Source organism: Bradyrhizobium cosmicum, assembly GCF_032290525.1.
GTDB lineage: Bacteria > Pseudomonadota > Alphaproteobacteria > Rhizobiales > Xanthobacteraceae > Bradyrhizobium > Bradyrhizobium cosmicum_A.
In genome coordinates this window covers 190,275-208,159 of record NZ_JASXTA010000009.1, presented here as the reverse complement: position 1 = coordinate 208,159, position 17,885 = coordinate 190,275, and the positions used below count along the sequence as shown (strand labels likewise).

Annotated in this window: 16 protein-coding genes; 9 read left to right on the top strand and 7 right to left on the bottom strand. The window is 64.6% G+C overall.

Translation table 11 applies throughout. From position 1 onward, the window contains the following. The first annotated feature begins 40 nt into the window (after window positions 1-40). The gene (gene pnp, locus QSV46_RS18545) at window positions 41-2,197 is read left to right on the top strand and encodes a polyribonucleotide nucleotidyltransferase (RefSeq protein ID WP_314954209.1); all 2,157 of its coding nucleotides are present in this window, start codon (window positions 41-43) and stop codon (window positions 2,195-2,197) included. Window positions 2,198-2,302: 105 nt separating this feature from the next. Here the strand turns inward: pnp and katG are convergent, their stop codons facing one another. Further along, a complete protein-coding gene (katG, locus tag QSV46_RS18540) occupies window positions 2,303-4,468 on the bottom strand; it encodes a catalase/peroxidase HPI (RefSeq protein ID WP_314954207.1) in 2,166 nt (721 codons plus the stop codon). Between the two features lie 114 nt (window positions 4,469-4,582). Between katG and QSV46_RS18535 the strand changes: the two genes are divergently transcribed. The 4 genes from QSV46_RS18535 (at window position 4,583) to QSV46_RS18520 (ending at window position 7,633) form a co-directional block, all read left to right on the top strand. Beyond that, window positions 4,583-5,509, top strand: coding sequence for a hydrogen peroxide-inducible genes activator (locus QSV46_RS18535; RefSeq protein ID WP_314954204.1), 927 nt, complete (start codon window positions 4,583-4,585; stop codon window positions 5,507-5,509). Between the two features lie 6 nt (window positions 5,510-5,515). Further along, window positions 5,516-5,974 (top strand): GNAT family N-acetyltransferase, encoded by a 459-nt coding sequence (locus QSV46_RS18530; RefSeq protein WP_314954201.1) that lies wholly within the window; start codon window positions 5,516-5,518, stop codon window positions 5,972-5,974. A 46-nt stretch (window positions 5,975-6,020) separates the two neighbouring features. Next, window positions 6,021-6,902 (top strand): hypothetical protein, encoded by an 882-nt coding sequence (locus tag QSV46_RS18525; protein WP_314954199.1) that lies wholly within the window; start codon window positions 6,021-6,023, stop codon window positions 6,900-6,902. 134 nt (window positions 6,903-7,036) lie between these two features. Then, entirely contained in the window at window positions 7,037-7,633 is a 597-nt protein-coding gene (locus QSV46_RS18520; RefSeq protein ID WP_314954196.1) for a glutathione S-transferase family protein, read from the top strand. Window positions 7,634-7,642: 9 nt separating this feature from the next. Here the strand turns inward: QSV46_RS18520 and fabI are convergent, their stop codons facing one another. The 3 genes from fabI to fabA all read right to left on the bottom strand — a co-directional run bounded on the left by fabI (window position 7,643) and on the right by fabA (window position 10,442). After that, window positions 7,643-8,443, bottom strand: coding sequence for an enoyl-ACP reductase FabI (fabI, locus tag QSV46_RS18515; RefSeq protein ID WP_314954193.1), 801 nt, complete (start codon window positions 8,441-8,443; stop codon window positions 7,643-7,645). A 211-nt stretch (window positions 8,444-8,654) separates the two neighbouring features. Then, window positions 8,655-9,878, bottom strand: coding sequence for a beta-ketoacyl-ACP synthase I (fabB, locus tag QSV46_RS18510; RefSeq protein WP_314954191.1), 1,224 nt, complete (start codon window positions 9,876-9,878; stop codon window positions 8,655-8,657). 42 nt (window positions 9,879-9,920) lie between these two features. After that, window positions 9,921-10,442 (bottom strand): bifunctional 3-hydroxydecanoyl-ACP dehydratase/trans-2-decenoyl-ACP isomerase, encoded by a 522-nt coding sequence (fabA, locus tag QSV46_RS18505; RefSeq protein ID WP_314954188.1) that lies wholly within the window; start codon window positions 10,440-10,442, stop codon window positions 9,921-9,923. 348 nt (window positions 10,443-10,790) lie between these two features. On the opposite strand from fabA, the gene irrA reads away from it, so the two are divergent. Continuing rightward, window positions 10,791-11,282, top strand: a complete 492-nt coding sequence (gene irrA / locus QSV46_RS18500; protein ID WP_094894280.1) for an iron response transcriptional regulator IrrA — start codon at window positions 10,791-10,793, stop codon at window positions 11,280-11,282. A 157-nt stretch (window positions 11,283-11,439) separates the two neighbouring features. Here the strand turns inward: irrA and QSV46_RS18495 are convergent, their stop codons facing one another. After that, a complete protein-coding gene (locus QSV46_RS18495) occupies window positions 11,440-11,970 on the bottom strand; it encodes an SH3 domain-containing protein (protein ID WP_314954179.1) in 531 nt (176 codons plus the stop codon). Window positions 11,971-12,299: 329 nt separating this feature from the next. Between QSV46_RS18495 and QSV46_RS18490 the strand changes: the two genes are divergently transcribed. Further along, window positions 12,300-13,301, top strand: coding sequence for a D-glycerate dehydrogenase (locus QSV46_RS18490; RefSeq protein ID WP_314954176.1), 1,002 nt, complete (start codon window positions 12,300-12,302; stop codon window positions 13,299-13,301). 111 nt (window positions 13,302-13,412) lie between these two features. Here the strand turns inward: QSV46_RS18490 and QSV46_RS18485 are convergent, their stop codons facing one another. Then, window positions 13,413-14,324 (bottom strand): LysR family transcriptional regulator, encoded by a 912-nt coding sequence (locus tag QSV46_RS18485; RefSeq protein WP_314954170.1) that lies wholly within the window; start codon window positions 14,322-14,324, stop codon window positions 13,413-13,415. 117 nt (window positions 14,325-14,441) lie between these two features. Between QSV46_RS18485 and QSV46_RS18480 the strand changes: the two genes are divergently transcribed. Then, window positions 14,442-15,461, top strand: a complete 1,020-nt coding sequence (locus QSV46_RS18480; RefSeq protein WP_314954169.1) for an aldo/keto reductase — start codon at window positions 14,442-14,444, stop codon at window positions 15,459-15,461. A 9-nt stretch (window positions 15,462-15,470) separates the two neighbouring features. Here QSV46_RS18480 and QSV46_RS18475 read toward each other — a convergent pair whose 3' ends face one another. After that, complete coding sequence (locus tag QSV46_RS18475; protein WP_314954166.1) at window positions 15,471-16,274, bottom strand: molybdopterin-synthase adenylyltransferase MoeB; 804 nt, start codon at window positions 16,272-16,274, stop codon at window positions 15,471-15,473. A 244-nt stretch (window positions 16,275-16,518) separates the two neighbouring features. On the opposite strand from QSV46_RS18475, the gene QSV46_RS18470 reads away from it, so the two are divergent. Further along, entirely contained in the window at window positions 16,519-17,877 is a 1,359-nt protein-coding gene (locus QSV46_RS18470) for a serine protease (protein ID WP_314954163.1), read from the top strand. The last annotated feature ends 8 nt before the right edge of the window (window positions 17,878-17,885 follow it).

Genomic DNA, 17,885 nt, shown 5'->3' with positions numbered 1-17,885 from the left:
GGCCGTCCCTTCTTTCGAGAACCCATGAAAGAAGACCTCTATGTTCAATAAGCATTCAGTCGAGATCGACTGGGGTGGACGTCCCCTCAAGCTGGAAACCGGCAAGATCGCGCGCCAGGCCGACGGCGCCGTCGTCGCCACCTATGGCGAGACCGTGGTGCTCGCCACCGTCGTCGCAGCGAAGTCGCCGCGTGAAGGCGTCGACTTCCTGCCGCTGACCGTCGACTACCAGGAGAAGACCTACGCTGCTGGCCGCATTCCCGGCGGCTATTTCAAGCGCGAGGGCCGTCCGACCGAGAAGGAGACGCTGGTCTCCCGCCTGATCGACCGTCCGATCCGTCCGCTGTTCGTCGACGGCTGGCGCAATGAGACCCAGGTGATCGTCACCGTGCTCTCGCACGACATGGAGAACGACCCGGACATCGTCGCGCTGGTGGCCTCATCGGCTGCACTGACCCTGTCGGGCGCCCCCTTCAAGGGTCCGATCGGTGCGGCGCGCGTCGGCTTCGCCAATGACGAGTTCATCCTCAACCCGACGCTCGACGAGATGGTCGACACCCAGCTCGACCTCGTCGTCGCCGGCACCGCCGACGCCGTGCTGATGGTGGAATCGGAAGCCAAGGAGCTGAACGAAGACATCATGCTCGGCGCCGTGATGTTCGGTCACCGCCATTTCCAGCCGGTCATCAACGCGATCATCGAGCTCGCCGAGAAGGCCGCCAAGGAGCCGCGCGAAGTCACCGTCATCGACAATTCGGCGCTCGAGAAGGAAATGCTCGGACTCGTCGAGCAGGAGTTGCGCGCCGCCTACGCCATTCCGATCAAGCAGGATCGCTACGCCGCGGTCGGCAAGGTCAAGGAAAAAGTGATCGCTCACTACTTCCCTGAAGGGCAGGAGCCGAAATACGACAAGCTGCGCATCGGCGGCGTGTTCAAGGAGCTCGAAGCCAAGATCGTCCGCTGGAACATCCTCGACACCGGCAAGCGCATCGACGGCCGCGATTCCAAGACTGTGCGCAACATCATCGCCGAAGTCGGCGTGCTGCCCCGCGCCCACGGCTCGGCGCTGTTCACCCGCGGCGAGACACAGGCGCTGGTCGTGACCACGCTCGGCACCGGCGAGGACGAGCAGTACATCGACGCGCTGTCGGGAACGTATAAAGAGACGTTCCTGCTGCACTACAACTTCCCTCCCTACTCGGTCGGTGAGACCGGTCGTCTCGGCGGCACCAAGCGCCGCGAGATCGGCCACGGCAAGCTGGCCTGGCGCGCGATCCACCCGGTTCTGCCGCCGCACCATGAATTCCCCTACACCACGCGCGTGGTGTCGGAGATCACCGAGTCGAACGGTTCGTCCTCGATGGCTTCGGTCTGCGGCGCTTCGCTCGCGCTGATGGATGCCGGCGTGCCGTTGAAGCGGCCGACCGCGGGCATCGCGATGGGTCTGATCCTCGAAGACAAGCGCTTCGCGGTTCTCTCGGACATTCTCGGTGACGAGGATCATCTCGGCGACATGGACTTCAAGGTCGCCGGCACGGAGCAGGGCATCACCTCGCTCCAGATGGACATCAAGATCGAGGGCATCACCGAGGAGATCATGAAGGTCGCGCTCGGCCAGGCCAAGGATGGGCGTATCCACATCCTGGGCGAGATGTCCAAGGCGCTCACCAACGCCCGCGCCGAGCTCGGTGAATACGCACCGCGCATCGAGACCTTCAAGATCGCCACCGACAAGATCCGTGAAGTGATCGGTACCGGCGGCAAGGTGATCCGCGAGATCGTCGAGAAGACCGGCGCCAAGGTCAACATCGAGGACGACGGAACCGTGAAGGTCGCCTCCAGCGACGGCGAGGCGATGAAGGCCGCGATCAAGTGGATCAAGTCGATCGCGTCCGATCCGGAAGTCGGCCAGATCTATGACGGCACCGTCGTCAAGGTGATGGAGTTCGGCGCCTTCGTGAACTTCTTCGGCTCCAAGGACGGTCTCGTCCACATCAGCCAGCTTGCGTCGGCGCGCGTGCAGAAGACCTCGGACGTCGTCAAGGAAGGCGACAAGGTCAAGGTCAAGCTGCTCGGCTTCGACGACCGCGGCAAGACCCGCCTCTCGATGAAGGTGGTCGACCAGACCACCGGCGAAGACCTCGAAGGCAAGGGCGGCGACGGCGAGAAGGCCCCGCGCGAAGCCGCGGGCGAGTAAGCCTCGCTCTCATCAGAAACACGAAGGGCGGCCGAAAGGCCGCCCTTTTTGTTTGTGTTCGCTTTGGCCGGCGCCCTCTCCCGCTTGCGGGAGAGGTGCAAGCCATCACGCCGCGATGTCGTACCGGTCGAGGTTCATCACCTTGGTCCAGGCCTTGGCGAAGTCCTTCACGAACTTCTGCTTCGAGTCCGCGGTGGCATAGACCTCGGCAAAGGCGCGGAGCTGCGAATGCGCGCCGAAGATCAGGTCGACGCGCGTGCCGGTCCACTTCACCGCATTGGTCTTGCGGTCGCGCGCCTCGTAGCTGCCGTCAGCCGCCGACGTCCACTGCGCGCTCATGTCGAGCAGGTTGACGAAGAAGTCGTTGCTCAGCGTGCCCACCTTCGCGGTGAATACGCCGTGCTTCGAACCGTTGGCATTGGCGCCGAGCACGCGCAGGCCGCCGACAAGCACCGTCATCTCAGGACCGGTGAGCCGGAGCAGCTGTGCACGATCGACCAGCGCCTCCTCGGGCATCATGAACTGATGCCGCTTGCCGATGAAGTTGCGGAAGCCATCGGCCCGCGGCTCCAGCGGCGCGAAGGACTCGGCGTCGGTCTGCTCCTGCGAGGCGTCCATGCGGCCCGGCGTGAAGCCGACCTTCACCTCGACGCCGGCATCCTTCGCGGCCTTCTCGACCGCGGCAGAACCGCCGAGGACGATGAGGTCCGCGAGCGAAACCTTCTTCGCGCCGGACGACGCGTTGAAGTCCTTCTGGATCGTTTCGAGCTTGCCGAGGACCTTCGCGAGCTGAGCCGGCTCGTTCACCTCCCAATCCTTCTGCGGAGCAAGCCGGATGCGCGCGCCGTTGGCGCCGCCCCGCTTGTCCGAGCCGCGGAACGTCGAGGCCGACGCCCAGGCGGCCGACACCAGCTCGGAGACCGAGAGACCCGAAGCCAGGATCTTGGTCTTCAGCGCGGCGATGTCCTGCTCACTGACCAGCTCATGGTTCACGGCCGGAATCGGATCCTGCCAGATCAGCGTCTCCTTCGGCACCAGCGGGCCGAGATAGCGCTGGATCGGGCCCATGTCGCGATGGGTGAGCTTGAACCAGGCGCGGGCGAAGGCGTCCGCGAACTGATCCGGATGTTCGAGGAAGCGACGCGATATCTTCTCGTAGGCCGGATCGAGGCGCAGCGAGAGGTCGGTCGTCAGCATCGTCGGCCGATGCTTCTTCGACTTGTCGAAGGCATCCGGAATGATCGCTTCGGCGCCCTTGGCCGTCCATTGGTTCGCGCCGCCCGGGCTCTTCGTCAGCTCCCATTCGTACTTGAACAGGTTCTCGAAGAAGTTGTTGCTCCACTTCGTCGGCGTCGTCGTCCACGTCACTTCGAGACCACTGGTGATGGCGTCACCCGCCAGGCCCGTGGCGTGCTTGCTCTTCCAGCCGAGGCCCTGATCTTCCAGCGCGCCCGCTTCCGGCTCCGGTCCGACCAGCGAGGGATCACCCGCGCCATGCGTCTTGCCGAAGGTGTGGCCGCCGGCGATCAGCGCGACGGTCTCTTCGTCGTTCATCGCCATGCGGGCGAAGGTCTCGCGGATGTCCTTTGCCGCGGCGACCGGATCGGGCTTGCCGTTCGGACCTTCCGGATTGACGTAGATGAGGCCCATCTGCACCGCGCCGAGCGGCTCGGCGAGCTGGCGTTCGCCGCTGTAGCGCTCGTCGCCCAGCCAGGTGCCTTCCGGTCCCCAATACAGCTCCTCCGGCTCCCAGACGTCGGCGCGGCCGCCGGCGAAACCGAAGGTCTTGAAGCCCATCGATTCCAGCGCGACGTTGCCGGCGAGCACCATCAGGTCCGCCCAGGAAATCTTGCGGCCGTATTTCTGCTTGATCGGCCAGAGCAGACGGCGCGCCTTGTCGAGGTTGGCGTTGTCGGGCCAGCTGTTGAGCGGCGCGAAACGCTGCTGACCGGCGCCGGCGCCACCGCGGCCGTCCGTGATGCGATAGGTGCCCGCGCTATGCCAGGCCATGCGGATCATGAGGCCGCCATAGTGGCCGAAGTCGGCGGGCCACCACTCCTGCGACTCCGTCATCAGGGCGGTCAGGTCCTTGATGACCGCATTCAGGTCGAGCGACTTGAATTCCTTCGCATAGTCGAAGTCCTTGTCCATCGGGTCGGACAGCGCGGAATTCTTGTGCAGCATCTCGATGCTGAGCTGGGTCGGCCACCAGTCGCGGTTCACGCGCGTGGGTTTTCCGCCCGAAAACGGGCACTTCGAAGTGTCGTCCATGAATACCTCCTCTGGTGGCGTCGAACTCGCGCCTTTGACCAGGTAGAACTACTCTAAGCTTCGTGTTCGATCAGGGGAAGTTGACTTTAATGATCGCTGCGATAGGATTTTCTGATGGTCAACGTGACAATGCGCCAGCTCAGGTATTTTGACGCGCTGGCGCGCCACGGCCATTTCGGCCGTGCGGCGGAGGCAAGCTCGATCTCGCAGCCGGCGCTGTCGATGCAGATCAAGGAACTGGAGGAAGCGCTCGGCGGTCTGCTGCTGGAGCGCAGCGCCCGGCAGGTTGCGCTGACCCGGTTCGGGGAAGAGTTGGCGCCGCGCGTCCGCGACATCTTGCGCTCCGTGGACGAACTCGGCGATTTCGCACGCGCCTCGCAGGACCGCTTTGCCGGGCGGCTTCGCATCGGCATGATCCCGACCATCGCGCCGTATCTTCTGCCCAAGATCACCAAGAATCTGACGCGCATGCATCCGGAGCTCGACATCCGCGTGCGCGAGACGATGACGCCGCGGCTGATCCAGGAGCTGGTCGAAGGCCGGCTCGACACCGCCATCGTGGCGCTGCCGGTGTCAGAGCCCTCGCTCACCGAGGTCGCGCTGTTCGACGAGAAATTTTTACTGGTGCGGCCGGGCTCGGACGAAGGCACGCCGGTGCCATCGCGCGAGATGATGCGCGAGATGCGGCTGTTGCTGCTCGAGGAAGGGCACTGCTTCCGCGATCAGGCGCTCTCCTTCTGCAACATGCAATCGGCGCCGCCGCGCGAGATGCTGGACGCGAATTCGCTGTCGACCCTGGTCCAGATGGTCAGCGCCGGCATCGGCGTTACGCTCATTCCGGAGATGGCCGTGCCGGTGGAGACGCGATCCGCCTCGGTCTCGCTGGCGCGCTTCCGCGACCCCGAGCCCTCGCGCACCATCGGCATGGTTTGGCGCAAGACCAGCCCGCTGGCGCGCCAGCTCCTGCAGATCTCCGAAGTGGTGTGCCTGTCGGCCGGCAAGGTACGCGCACGGCCATCCGCGCGCAGCCGCCAGGCCTGAGCCTTGATGCCCGCCCCCATCATTCGCCCGGCCCGCGCCGACGAATATGACGAGGTCGGCCTCGTCTGGATGGAGAGCTGGGTCTCGACCGGACTCGGCGAAGCGAGCGCCTTTCTGCTGGCAAACCTGCGTGCACGCATCCGGCGCGAGATCGAGGACGGCTGGAGCCTGTTCGTCGCCGACGACAACGGCACGATGGCCGCGATGCTGGCGCTGCATGTGCCAAAACTCTATCTCGACATGCTCTTCGTCGCGCCTGCCTATCAGGGTCAATCGCTCGGACGGCAATTGCTCGCCTTTACGCGCACGCAAATGCCCGATGAAATGTTCCTGCGCTGCGTCCGCGAGAACGAAAAGGCCTGGCGCTGGTACGAGCGCGAGGGTTTTGTGTTCGAGAAGGAGGAGATCGAGCCGTCGAACGGGTTCGTGATGAAGTATTATCGGTGGAAGCGGCCCATCGGGTAGGCACCGAACTCCGGACGCAGCTTGCGGTTGTCACAATCCCAACCTAGTGTGGCATGTCCGCCGTCCTCCTGCCTTTGATCTCCCGAAAGCCATGTTTCGAATTGCTGTCGCTGCCGTTGCCCTGCTGTCCCTTTTGACTCCGGCAGCTGCGCAAACTCCCCCCGCAACCACTGCGTCTCCCGCTCAGGCCGCAACGCCGGCAAAACCAGCAGCCAAGAAGGCGGCGAAGGCCAAACCTGTTGCGAAGCAGCCAGTCGTGGTGGAGAGCGGCCCCTGCCGGGTCGGCGTGATCTCGGTGATCGGAGACCGTTACTCCGTCCAGAAATTTGGCCTCACGATCTTCGAGAACGAGGCAAGCGAGGTCCCAATCGACTGGGCCCTCGATGATCTCGTCTTTGCACGGGGGCGTGCGGCAACGAGCAACGATCCCACGGTGCGCAGGATCGCCTCTCCCAAGGGCGTCTTCGAGCCCTTCTATAATCCGAAAACGATCCTCATCCGGGATCCCGGCGAGCGACTGCCGGTGATTGTGCGGAGCTTCACCGCGAATGCGAATTGCGATCGCTATCTAGTCGCAACCACGTTCAAGGCGGAGTTGCCAAACACGCACATGATGCTGAACGGCATCGGCACCTACAATCAGGGTCTCGGCAGCCTCCTCCGGCACTCGCACCTTTTCGCCAATATTGCGATCACGCTGATCGACGGCCGAAGCTACGAGGAAATCAAGCGCCCCTTTGTGAATTTCGGTGCTAACTTCGCCGCAAATATGCGACTGACCGAAGATCCGCTCACCAAGCTCGACAACTCGCTGTTCCCTGACCCACCCGCGGCAGCTTCGGCCAGCGCGGCGTTGCGCGAGAGGACGCGCGCACTCGTCGCCGACAGGCTCGACAGGGGCCTGCCCGGTTATCTCAAGGAAGACTGAGCCGGAGCATTGATCCCGGGCGAAGTCGTCGAAGCCCGGGCGATCTATACCTCGGCGTAGAGCGTTGCGGATTCGTTGCAGACGCGTCATGAATCCGCCTCGGCTCGCCTCGTGCCGACAAAAGGTCCCTCGCCATGATCAAGCTCTATTGGTCGCCCCGTTCGCGCTCGTTCACGACGCTCTGGCTGATGGAAGAGAGCGGCCTGCCCTATGAGCGCGTGCTGACCGACATCTCGACCGGCGCGCAGAAGGCGCCGGACTATTTGAAGGTCAATCCGATGGGCAAGGTGCCGGCACTCAGCGACGGCGATGCCGCGCTCGGCGAGGCCGCGGCGATCTGCGCCTACATCGCGGACCGCTATCCCGAGACCAGGCTGGCGCCCGCCGTCACCGATCCGCGCCGTGCGCGCTATCTGCAATGGCTGTTCTTTTCGCCGGGCTGCATCGAGCCCGCCATCATCCAGATCTTCACCAAGATCGAGGTGCCGACCTCGACCGCGGCCTGGGGCAGCGCGACGCAGGTGTTCGACGTGCTGGAGGCCGCGCTCGAGAAAGGACCGTGGATTCTCGGCGAGGAATTTTCAGCCGCCGACATCACGATTGGCTCGGGCCTGAATTTTGCGGTGCGCCGGTTCAAGATGGTGCCGTCGCGCTCCGCCTTCGATGCCTATCTCGCGCGCTGCATGGCGCGGCCGGCCTTCCAGCGCGCAGAGAAGATCGCGGCGGGGTAGTGGCCCGCCCTACTCCGTCGACTTCAGATCGTCCGGCCTCGGCATCAGCACGATGTTGTAGCCGGAATCGACATAGTGGATCTCGCCGGTCACGCCGCCGGAGAGATCCGACAACAGATACAGCGCCGAGCCGCCGAGCTCGTCGAGCGTGACGCCGCGGCGGAGCGGCGCATGCTTCTGCTGGAACGCGAACATCGCGCGCGCCTCGCCGATGCCGGAGCCGGCGAGCGTGCGGATGGGGCCGGCGGAGATCGCGTTGACGCGGATGCCGCGCGGTCCGAAATCGGAGGCTAGATAGCGCACCGAGGCTTCCAGCGCCGCCTTGGCCACACCCATCACATTGTAGTTCGGCATCGCGCGCATTGAGGCGCCGAAGGTCAGCGTGATCATGCTGCCGCCTTCCGTCATCAGCTCGGCGGCGCGCTTGGCGACCTCCGTGAACGAGAAGCAGGAGATCACCATGGTGCGCGAAAAATTCTCGCGGCTGGTGTCGGCGTAGCGGCCCTTCAGCTCGTTCTTGTCGGCAAATCCGATCGCGTGGATCACGAAATCGAGCCGGCCCCATTTTTCGCGGAGCACGTCGAAGGTGGCATCGACGCTGGCGATGTCCTCGACGTCGCAAGGCAGCACCATTTTCACACCGAGCGATTCAGCCAGCGGCTTGACGCGTTTGCCGAGGGCCTCGCCCTGGAAGGTGAAGGCAAGCTCGGCACCGTGGGCATGCAGCGCCTTCGCCATGCCCCAGGCGATCGAATGATCATTGGCGATGCCCATGATCAGACCGCGCTTGCCTTTCATCAGTCCTTCCATCTCGCAATCACCTTCAGTTTTCATCATGTCCGGGGATAGCCGTCCAAAGGACGGCGTCGCTTCGTTCGCCTATGTCCCGGGCATCCACGCCCTTCCAAGCCTGAGGCGAAGACGTGGATGGCCGGGCCTTCGCCTCGCCGAAGCGGCTTCGGCCGCGCAGGCGGGACAAGCCCGGCCATGACGAAATAATCAGCAGTCGCCGACAGCAGCGTCACGCATCCAGCCGGCTGAACACCAGCGTGGCGTTGGTGCCGCCGAAGCCGAAGGAGTTCGACAGCACGGTGCCGATCTTGGCGTTGTCGATGCGCTTGCGCACGATCGGCATGTCGGCGAACACGGGATCGAGCTCCTGGATGTGCGCGCTCTCGCAGATGAAGCCGTTGTTCATCATCAGCAGCGAGTAGATCGCCTCCTGCACGCCTGTCGCGCCGAGCGAATGGCCGGTCAGCGCCTTGGTCGCCGAGATCGGCGGGCACTTCTCGCCACTTCCGAACACCCGGCGCAGCGCGTCGATCTCCGGCGGGTCGCCGGCCGGCGTCGAGGTCGCGTGCGGATTGATGTAGTCGACCTTGGTCTTCACGGTCGACATCGCCATGCGCATGCAGCGCTCGGCGCCTTCGCCGGAGGGTGCAACCATGTCATAGCCGTCGGACGTTGCGCCGTAACCGACGATCTCGCCGTAGATGCGCGCGCCGCGCGCCTTGGCATGCTCGAGCTCTTCCAGCACCAGCACGCCGGCCCCGCCGGCGATCACGAAGCCGTCGCGGTTGACGTCATAGGGACGCGAGGCGGTGGCGGGTGTGTCGTTGTACTTCGAGGACATCGCGCCCATGGCATCGAACAGCACGGAGAGTGACCAGTCCAATTCCTCGCAGCCGCCGGCGAAGATGACGTCCTGCTTGCCGATCTGGATCGTCTCATAGGCGTTGCCGACGCAGTGGTTCGACGTCGCGCAGGCCGAGGAGATCGAATAGTTCACGCCCTTGATCTTGAACCAGGTCGCGAGCGTCGCGGAGGCCGTGGACGACATCGCCTTCGGCACCGCAAACGGACCGACGCGCTTCGGTCCCTTGGTGCGGGTGATGTCGGCGGCTTCGACGATGGTGCGGGCGGACGGCCCGCCGGAGCCCATGATGATGCCGGTGCGTATGTTGGAGACGTCTTCGGGCGACAGGCCGGAGTCCTGGATCGCCTGCTCCATCGCGATATGATTCCACGCGGCGCCCTGGCCGAGAAAGCGCATCGCGCGCCGGTCGACCACCGTCGCAGGATCGATCGTCGGCGCACCCTGCACCTGCGAGCGGAAGCCGAGCTCGGCATATTTCTCAGCCCGCGAAATGCCCGACTTCGCCTCGTGGAGGCTCGCAAGCACTTCCTGGGTGTTGTTTCCGATAGACGAGACAATTCCCATCCCGGTGACCACAACCCGCCTCATGACAGCCTCGCCTTAATCGTTGTCTTTCTTGGTGTGATGCGCTCAGCCCAGGCTCACGCCCTGCTTGAACAGGCCGACCTTCAGATCCTTCGCGCGATAGATAATCTGGTCATCGACCGAAAGCCACCCGTCGGCGATACCGAGCACGAGCTTTGCACGCATCACGCGCTTGATGTCGACGTTGTACACAACCTTGCGGGCCTCAGGCAGCACCTGACCGCTGAACTTCAGCTCGTTAAGGCCGAGCGCGCGGCCGCGACCTTCACCGCCGCTCCAGCCGAGATAAAAGCCGACCATTTGCCACAGCGCATCGAGGCCGAGGCAGCCGGGCATCACCGGATCGTTCTTGAAGTGGCAGCCGAAGAACCAGAGGTCCGGCTTCACGTCGAGCTCGGCGCGCACCACGCCCTTGCCGAACTCGCCGCCCTTGTCGTTGATGTCCGTGATGCGGTCGAACATCAGCATCGGCGGCAGCGGCAGCTGGGCATTGCCCGGGCCGAACATCTCGCCGCGGGCGCATGCCAGCAGATCTTCATATTCGTAACCGTTACGCCTGTTCAGCATGCGGAAGCCTCTGTTCAAATCCCGATTGAGCGGCGTTCTTGGCGAAAATGGGCTCCGCTTCGTTCGAAAGCTGCGCCAGCAGCCGTCCCAGGCGCGACTGCCAGGAGCCCGGATGGACTGCGTGCCGGGCCTCAATGCCAGGCTGCGCCATCATCGGCTAAGCGGAACCGCGCGCTCTCTAACACAGGCATTTCGGGTGGCAAAGCAATCTCATGAAGGTAAAATGACCCGGCGCTCGCCCGGTTCCATAACTGATTAGAACCTCTCTAGTTGCGAGAAACTTGCACCTGCATCTATCTGTCCATATATTACATAGTGATAGTGTTCACGCGTGCCCGAAATCTGGAAATGAACGAGAATACCGCGCCCCATCACGACGACGACGTCCATGCCGCGGCCCTGTTGTCGGGCCGCCAGCCGGCCCTGACCGGTTGCCCCTGGCACGACGTCAACGAAATGCTCCAGTCCGCCGGGCTCCGTCCGACGCGCCAGCGCATGGCGCTGGGCTGGCTGCTGTTCGGCAAGGGCGCACGCCACCTCACGGCTGAAATGCTGTACGAGGAGGCGACGCTGGCCAAGGTCCCAGTCTCGCTGGCCACCGTCTACAACACGCTGAACCAGCTCACTGATGCCGGCCTGCTGCGTCAGGTCAGCGTCGACGGCACCAAGACCTATTTCGACACCAACGTCACCACCCACCACCACTATTACCTCGAGAACAGCCATGAGCTGGTCGATATCGAGGATCCGCATCTGGCGCTGTCCAAGATGCCGGAGGTGCCGGAGGGTTACGAAATCGCGCGCATCGACATGGTCGTGCGCCTGCGCAAGAAGCGCTGAGCATTGGTCGTAAATTTCTGATTTCGTCGTCGTGGTCGGGCTTGTCCCGGCCATTGCCATTTACACTGTCATTCTGGGATGGTCCGAAGGACCAGACCCGGAATCTCGAGATCCCGGGTTCGATGCTGCGCATCGCCCGGGGATGACGCCTGCGGCGTCAGTTGACCTGCTCGTCCGAGTAGACGCCCCAGAGGCGCTCCTGCTGGATCCAGCCATCAAACCCGTTGCCGGTGACGCGGCACCAGTTTGCAGTGCACTTCTTGACCTGGGTGACAACGCCGGCCTGGAGCTTTGCTGCAACCGCGCTGTCGAGATCGGGACGGTCGTAGATCGGCGCAAGGTCGTCCTTGTGCTTCATGGTGACGACCGCGGTGCGGCGGCCTGACAGCAGCGAGTGATAGACCCAGCCCTCGGCGCCTTCGGAATCGCGCACCCGGCGCCAGTTCTCGAACTCGGCGGTGATTTCGACCGGCAGGCCCGAGCGGGTGTAGACCCAGGCGACGTCATTGTCCTTGGTCGGGCCGGCGCGGACGTTCACGTGATCCGATTTGAGACTGACATAGCGCGGCACCGGGAGGCCGCTGGCGGTCTGGGGGGTGCTGTCCTTGGCCGAATGCGAGGGGCCGACCGAGGCGCTCAACCAGGTGCAAACGAGCGCCATAACCGAACAAAACCGCCCCAACGCCATCAACCCGTCTCCTGTCGAGGATCCCGCCGAGCCGGATCCTCACCCCAAAATTCCAAAAACCCGGCCGCGCACGTCCCTGACCCGCCCCCACGCGGATGGTTCCGCCAAGTCTGACCCGTGGTTCTTGTCTTGGCCCGGCCTTCTGCTAGGAAGGACGGACATCTGAACAACCAGTTTGCCCCGATTTTCCGGCCGGAAATGTCGGGAGAGCTTGAAGGAAACGCCGGGGACGACACGGCAAAGGCAGTGTCGAACAACCGGGTTAATGGGGCCTCAACGGCCGGCCTTTGGCGACAGAGGCGGCCTGCAACGCCTCATGAGGGCAGGACATGTCGGTGAAGAAAAAGCCGCTCGTCGTAGTGACGCGCAAGCTGCCGGACTCGATCGAGACCAGGATGCGCGAGCTGTTCGACGCGCGGATCAATCTCGACGACACACCGATGTCGGCCGAGCAGATCGCAGAAGCCGCGCGCACCGCCGACGTGCTGGTTCCGACCGTCACCGACCACATCACCGCCGACATCGTCAACCAGCCCGACTGCAAGCTGAAGCTGATCGCGAATTTCGGCAACGGCGTCGACAATATCGACGTCGAGGCCGCGCATGCCCGCGGCATCACGGTCACCAACACGCCGAAAGTTCTGACCGAAGATACCGCCGACATGACCATGGCGTTGATCCTGGCCGTGCCGCGCCGAATGATCGAAGGCGCCTCGATCCTGACGGAAGGAAAACCCTGGCCGGGCTGGTCGCCGACCTGGATGCTGGGCCACCGCATCGGCGGCAAGCGGCTCGGCATCATCGGCATGGGCCGCATCGGCCAGGCGGTCGCCCGCCGCGCCCGCGCCTTCGGCCTGCAGATCCACTATCACAATCGCCGTCCCGTGGCGCCGAAGATTGCCGAAGAGCTTGGCGCGACCTATTGGGAAAGCCTCGACCAGATGCTGGCGCGGATGGACATCATCTCGGTGAACTGTCCGCACACGCCGGCGACCTATCACCTGCTGTCGGCAAGGCGGCTGAAGCTGATCCGCAAGGACGCCTACATCGTCAACACCGCGCGCGGCGAGGTCACCGACGAGGACACGCTGATCAAGCTGATCGAAGGCGGCGAGATCGGCGGCGCCGGGCTCGACGTCTACGAGCACGAGCCGGCGGTGAACCCCAAGCTGGTGCGGCTCGCCAAGGCCGGCAAGGTGACGCTGCTGCCGCATATGGGCTCGGCCACGATCGAAGGCCGCGTCGAGATGGGCGAGAAGGTGATCATCAACATCCGCACCTTCCTCGACGCCCACAAGCCGCCGGATCGCGTGCTGCCGAGCATGCTCTGACTGGCGCCCTCATCCCGAGGAGCCGCGTAGCGGCGTCTCGAACGATCGCCACAGGTGAGATCCGGGCCTGCATGGTTCGAGACGCGCGTTCCGCGCCCTCACCATGAGGGTTTAGGGTCGCGCCGTGCCTCGCCTGCGCCACCCCGCAACGAAGTCAATGAACGCGCGCAGCGCCGGCGGCATCTGGCGCCGGCTCGGATAGTACAGGAACGGTCCCGGAAACGGCTCGCACCAGTCCTGGAGCAAGCTGACCAGCGCGCCGGACTTCAGGGCGTCGCCGACATAGCCATCGAGGGTTGCCCATACGCCTGCGCCGTCGAGCGCAGCCCGCATGGCAAGGTTCATGTTGGTCGAGATCAGCTTTGCCGGCGGATCGACCTTCATGATCTGGCCGGCCTTCTCGAATTCCCAGTCGTGCATGACACCGCTCGAGTAGCGGGCGCGGATGCAATCATGGTCGAGCAGATCCTTCGGATGTTTCGGCGTGCCGCGGCGCGCGATGTAGTCCGGAGATGCGACCACGACATAGCTCTGCGGGCCGCTCAGCGGGATCGCCACCATGTCCTGCGCGAGATGCTCGCCATAGCGCACGCCGGCGTCGTAGCCCGCGCTGACAATGTCGACGAAGCCGCTCTCGGAGACGATGTCGAGATCGACCTGCGGGTGCACCTGAAGGAACGGCCCGACCATCGGCGCCAGCACGAGGTCGACCGCCGGCGGCGGGGCGTTGATGCGCAGGCGGCCCGAGGCCACCTCGCGCAGGCCGCGGACCTGATCCAGGGCGTCTCCGACGTCCCGCAGGGCTGGGGCGACACGCGACAGCAGCAGCTCACCCGCCTCGGTCAGCGCGACGCTGCGGGTGGTGCGGTTCATCAAGCGGACGCCGGGGCGCTCCTCCAGATCCCGCAACCGCTGGCTAAGGCTCGATACCGACACGCGAATTTCAATCGCCGCGCGCCTGAAATTGCGGGTGCGGGCGACCGCTGCGAAGGCATCGAGATCGCGCAGGTCAGGGCTGGCCATTGTTCGCCAGCATGAACAAGCCGTTCTGGATTGTCCAGCTTATCGGCGCAATGGAATGACCGCATATCAGCCCGTCACGCGGCGCAGACAGCTTGCCGCCTTTCGAGGAGAGCTACCATGGAACAGCGCAAACTCGGTTCAACCGGCCCGACCGTCTCAAGCCTCGGTCTCGGCTGCATGGCCATGTCGGACGCCTACGGTCCATCCGACCGCGGCGAGAGCATCGCCACCGTCCATGCGGCGCTCGACGCCGGCATCACGCTGCTCGACACCGGCGATTTCTACAGCATGGGCCATAATGAAATGCTGCTCCGCGAGGCGCTCAAGGACGTGTCACGCGAGAAGGTGCAGATCAGCGTCAAGTTCGGTGCGCTACGCGGTCCTGCCGGCGACTTCACCGGCATGGACTGCCGGCCCGCCGCAACGAAGAATTTTCTCGCCTATTCGCTGCAGCGCCTGGGCACGGACTACATCGATATTTATCGGCCGGCGCGGCTTGATCCCAACGTTCCCATTGAAGAGACCATCGGCGGCCTCGCCGATCTCGTGAAAGCCGGCTACATCAGGCATATCGGCCTGTCGGAGGTCGGCTCCGACACCATCCGCCGCGCGCATGCGGTACATCCGATCGCCGATCTCCAGATCGAATATTCGCTGATCGAGCGTGGCATCGAACGCGACATCCTCAAGACCTGTCGCGAGCTCGGCATCGGCATCACCGCCTATGGCGTGCTGGCGCGCGGCCTGATCAGCGGCCATTGGTCCAAAGATTCCGGCAAGACCGGCAAGGACTATCGGCTGATGACGCCGCGCTTCCAGGGATCGAATCTCGATGCCAATCTGTCGCTCGTGGAGCAGCTCCGCGCCATCGCCGCCGGGATCGGCGCAACGCCGGCGCAGGTCGCAATCGCCTGGGTGGCCGCACAGGGCCAAGAGCACGGTCAAGCGATCGTGCCACTGGTCGGCGCCCGCACCCGCAATCGTCTTGCCGAGGCGCTCGGTGCAACGAAGGTCACGCTGACGCAAGCCCATTTCGCGGCGCTGGCGAAGGCGTTTCCGCCCGATGTCGCCGCCGGCACGCGCTACGCGGCCGAGCAGATGGCGCATCTCGACAGCGAGAAGCCAGCCACCAGGTAACGGCGGCAGTCAGGTGCGATGGGCGCTGAGGTCGGTGACGACAGGCCCATCGCCGTTGAGCGGATTGGCGGGATCGCGCCCGTAGCGCAAGGTCTCGAAGCGCATCGCACGCGCATCTATCATCAGGAGGCGGCCGACGAGGCCGTCGCCGAACCCGACGATCTCGCGGATCGCCTCCAGCGCCATCATCGAGCCCATCACGCCCGCGAGCGCGCCCATGACGCCGGCCTCCGCACAGGCCGGGACGGTGCCGGGCGGCGGCGCCTCCGGAAACAGACAGCGATAGGTCGGATTGAAGTCGCCCTGCTCGTTCGTCTCATGCGCGCGGATAGTGGTGAGCGAGCCGTCGAAGGTGCCGAGCGCCGCGGTGATCAGCGGTCGCTTCGCGAAGAAGCAGGCGTCGGAAACCAGATAGCGCGTCGAGAAGTTGTCGGAGCCGTCGAGCACGAGATCGTAGTCGCCGATCAGGCTGAGCGCGTTGTCGACATTGAGCCAGGTGGCATGGCCGACGAAGCGGACATGCGGATTGAGCGCAGCGATCCGTTCGGCCGCGCTCTCGACCTTGTGCCGGCCGATGTCGGGCGTCGTGTGAATGACCTGGCGCTGGAGATTGGACAGCGACACCACGTCGTCGTCGACCACGCCGAGCGTGCCGACACCGGCAGCGGCCAGATACATCAGGGCCGGCGCGCCGAGCCCGCCGGCACCGATCACCAGCACGGAGGCCCGCTTCAGCGCGGCCTGGCCGGGACCACCGACATCGCGCAGCACGATATGGCGGGCATAGCGTTCGAGTTCGTCCGGGCTCAGCATCGTCGTCCTTCGTTCTCTCAACCCTCATGGTGAGGAGCGCGGAACGCGCGTCTCGAACCATGAAGGCCCCGATATCGTCCGCGGCCATCCTTCGAGACGCGGCCGATTGGCCGCTCCTCAGGATGAGGGCATGGGTGGTTCAGCTGTTAGCCTGAACCACCGCGACATTGTTCGCGACCAACGAGATGTGCTTCAATGGCGGCACGTTCAATGGTCAATTTGCAATGGGCTGGCTGGATTTGTCATGAGATCGATGCTTGCGGCAACACTGATGTTCGCGACCGCCGCAGGCGCGAACGCCCAGATGACGACGCCACCCGTCCCCGGCACCAAGCCGAAGCCGGTCCAGACCGTGCCGATCAAGCCGCCCGCCCTGCAGACGCCGTCGGAAACGGCGGACGCCATGGCGCAGGCGCAGCGCCTGTCGCTCCAGTCCGACCTCGCCTGGGTCGGCCAATATAACGGCGCCATCACCGGCGACATCAGCGCGCGCATGGTCGAGGCCATCAAGGAATACCAGAAGCTCAAGGGAGGCAAGCCGACCGGCGTGCTCAATCCGCAGGAACGCGCCGCGCTCGCCGAGACCGCGCGGCGCAAGCAAGACAGCGTCGGCTGGAAAATCGTGACGGAGATGACCAGCGGCGCCCGGCTCGGCATTCCCTCAAAACTGGTGCCGCAGCAGGCGACCGACGCCAACGGCTCGAAATGGACTTCGCCGACCGGCACGGTGCAGGTGCTGCTCAGCCGGCGCAAGGAAGCGAACCCGACCACGGCGAAACTCGCCGATCTGGAGAAGGAGCCGTCTGGGCGCAAGATCGACTACACCGTGGTGAAGCCCGACTTCTTCGTGCTGTCGGGTTTGCAGGGCCTCAAGAAATTCTACGTGCGCGGTACCTTCAAGGGCGATGAAGTCCGCACCATGACGATCCTCTACGACCAGGCGACCGAGAACACGGTCGAGCCGGTCGTGATCGCAATGTCGAGCGCGTTCAACGCGTTTCCGTCAGGGCCGCAGGCCGGCCCGCCGCCGCGCAGGACCGTCGAATACGGCACCGGCATCGTCGTCAGCGACGACGGCGCGATTCTGGCCGACCGCCTCGTCACTGATGGCTGTCTCGCGATCACCATTGCCGGCTATGGCAGGGCCGACCGCCTCGCCGAGGACAAGCAGCACGATCTCGCGCTGCTGCACATCTACGGCGCGCGCGGACTGCAGCCGCTCGGCCTCATCGGCGTTACGGCGAAAACGAGCGTCGATGTGATCGGGATTGCCGATCCGCAAAGCCAGGGCGGCGCGGCCGGCGTGTCGAGCGTCAAAGGCGCGCTGGCGCCGGTGACATCAAGCGATTCCGCGCTGTCGCCGCCACCGGCCGTCGGCTTCTCCGGCGGCCCGGCCATCGACAGCGACGGAAAATTCGCCGGTGTCGCGCTGTTGAAACCGGCAATGGTGGCGGGGCCCGCGACGTCGGTGCCGGCGTCACAGGCGGTGATGGTTTCGGCGGATACGGTCCGCGATTTCCTGAAGGCGAATGGCGTCGCGGCGAACGGCACCTCGACAGATGCGAAGGCAGCCATCGTGCGCGTGATCTGCGTGCGGAAGTAGGACGAGCG

Bases quoted from the DNA above. Each gene is read 5' to 3' on its own strand.
- QSV46_RS18475 (WP_314954166.1), bottom strand. From the start codon at position 16,274: ATGCTGAGCCCGGACGAACTCGAACGCTATGCCCGCCATATCGTGCTG.
- QSV46_RS18485 (WP_314954170.1), bottom strand. From the start codon at position 14,324: ATGGCCAGCCCTGACCTGCGCGATCTCGATGCCTTCGCAGCGGTCGCC.
- QSV46_RS18520 (WP_314954196.1), top strand. From the start codon at position 7,037: ATGATCAAGCTCTATTGGTCGCCCCGTTCGCGCTCGTTCACGACGCTC.
- irrA (WP_094894280.1), top strand. From the start codon at position 10,791: ATGAACGAGAATACCGCGCCCCATCACGACGACGACGTCCATGCCGCG.
- QSV46_RS18530 (WP_314954201.1), top strand. From the start codon at position 5,516: ATGCCCGCCCCCATCATTCGCCCGGCCCGCGCCGACGAATATGACGAG.
- fabI (WP_314954193.1), bottom strand. From the start codon at position 8,443: ATGGAAGGACTGATGAAAGGCAAGCGCGGTCTGATCATGGGCATCGCC.
- katG (WP_314954207.1), bottom strand. From the start codon at position 4,468: ATGGACGACACTTCGAAGTGCCCGTTTTCGGGCGGAAAACCCACGCGC.
- QSV46_RS18535 (WP_314954204.1), top strand. From the start codon at position 4,583: ATGGTCAACGTGACAATGCGCCAGCTCAGGTATTTTGACGCGCTGGCG.
- QSV46_RS18490 (WP_314954176.1), top strand. From the start codon at position 12,300: ATGTCGGTGAAGAAAAAGCCGCTCGTCGTAGTGACGCGCAAGCTGCCG.
- QSV46_RS18480 (WP_314954169.1), top strand. From the start codon at position 14,442: ATGGAACAGCGCAAACTCGGTTCAACCGGCCCGACCGTCTCAAGCCTC.
- QSV46_RS18470 (WP_314954163.1), top strand. From the start codon at position 16,519: ATGAGATCGATGCTTGCGGCAACACTGATGTTCGCGACCGCCGCAGGC.
- fabA (WP_314954188.1), bottom strand. From the start codon at position 10,442: ATGCTGAACAGGCGTAACGGTTACGAATATGAAGATCTGCTGGCATGC.
- QSV46_RS18495 (WP_314954179.1), bottom strand. From the start codon at position 11,970: ATGGCGTTGGGGCGGTTTTGTTCGGTTATGGCGCTCGTTTGCACCTGG.
- fabB (WP_314954191.1), bottom strand. From the start codon at position 9,878: ATGAGGCGGGTTGTGGTCACCGGGATGGGAATTGTCTCGTCTATCGGA.
- pnp (WP_314954209.1), top strand. From the start codon at position 41: ATGTTCAATAAGCATTCAGTCGAGATCGACTGGGGTGGACGTCCCCTC.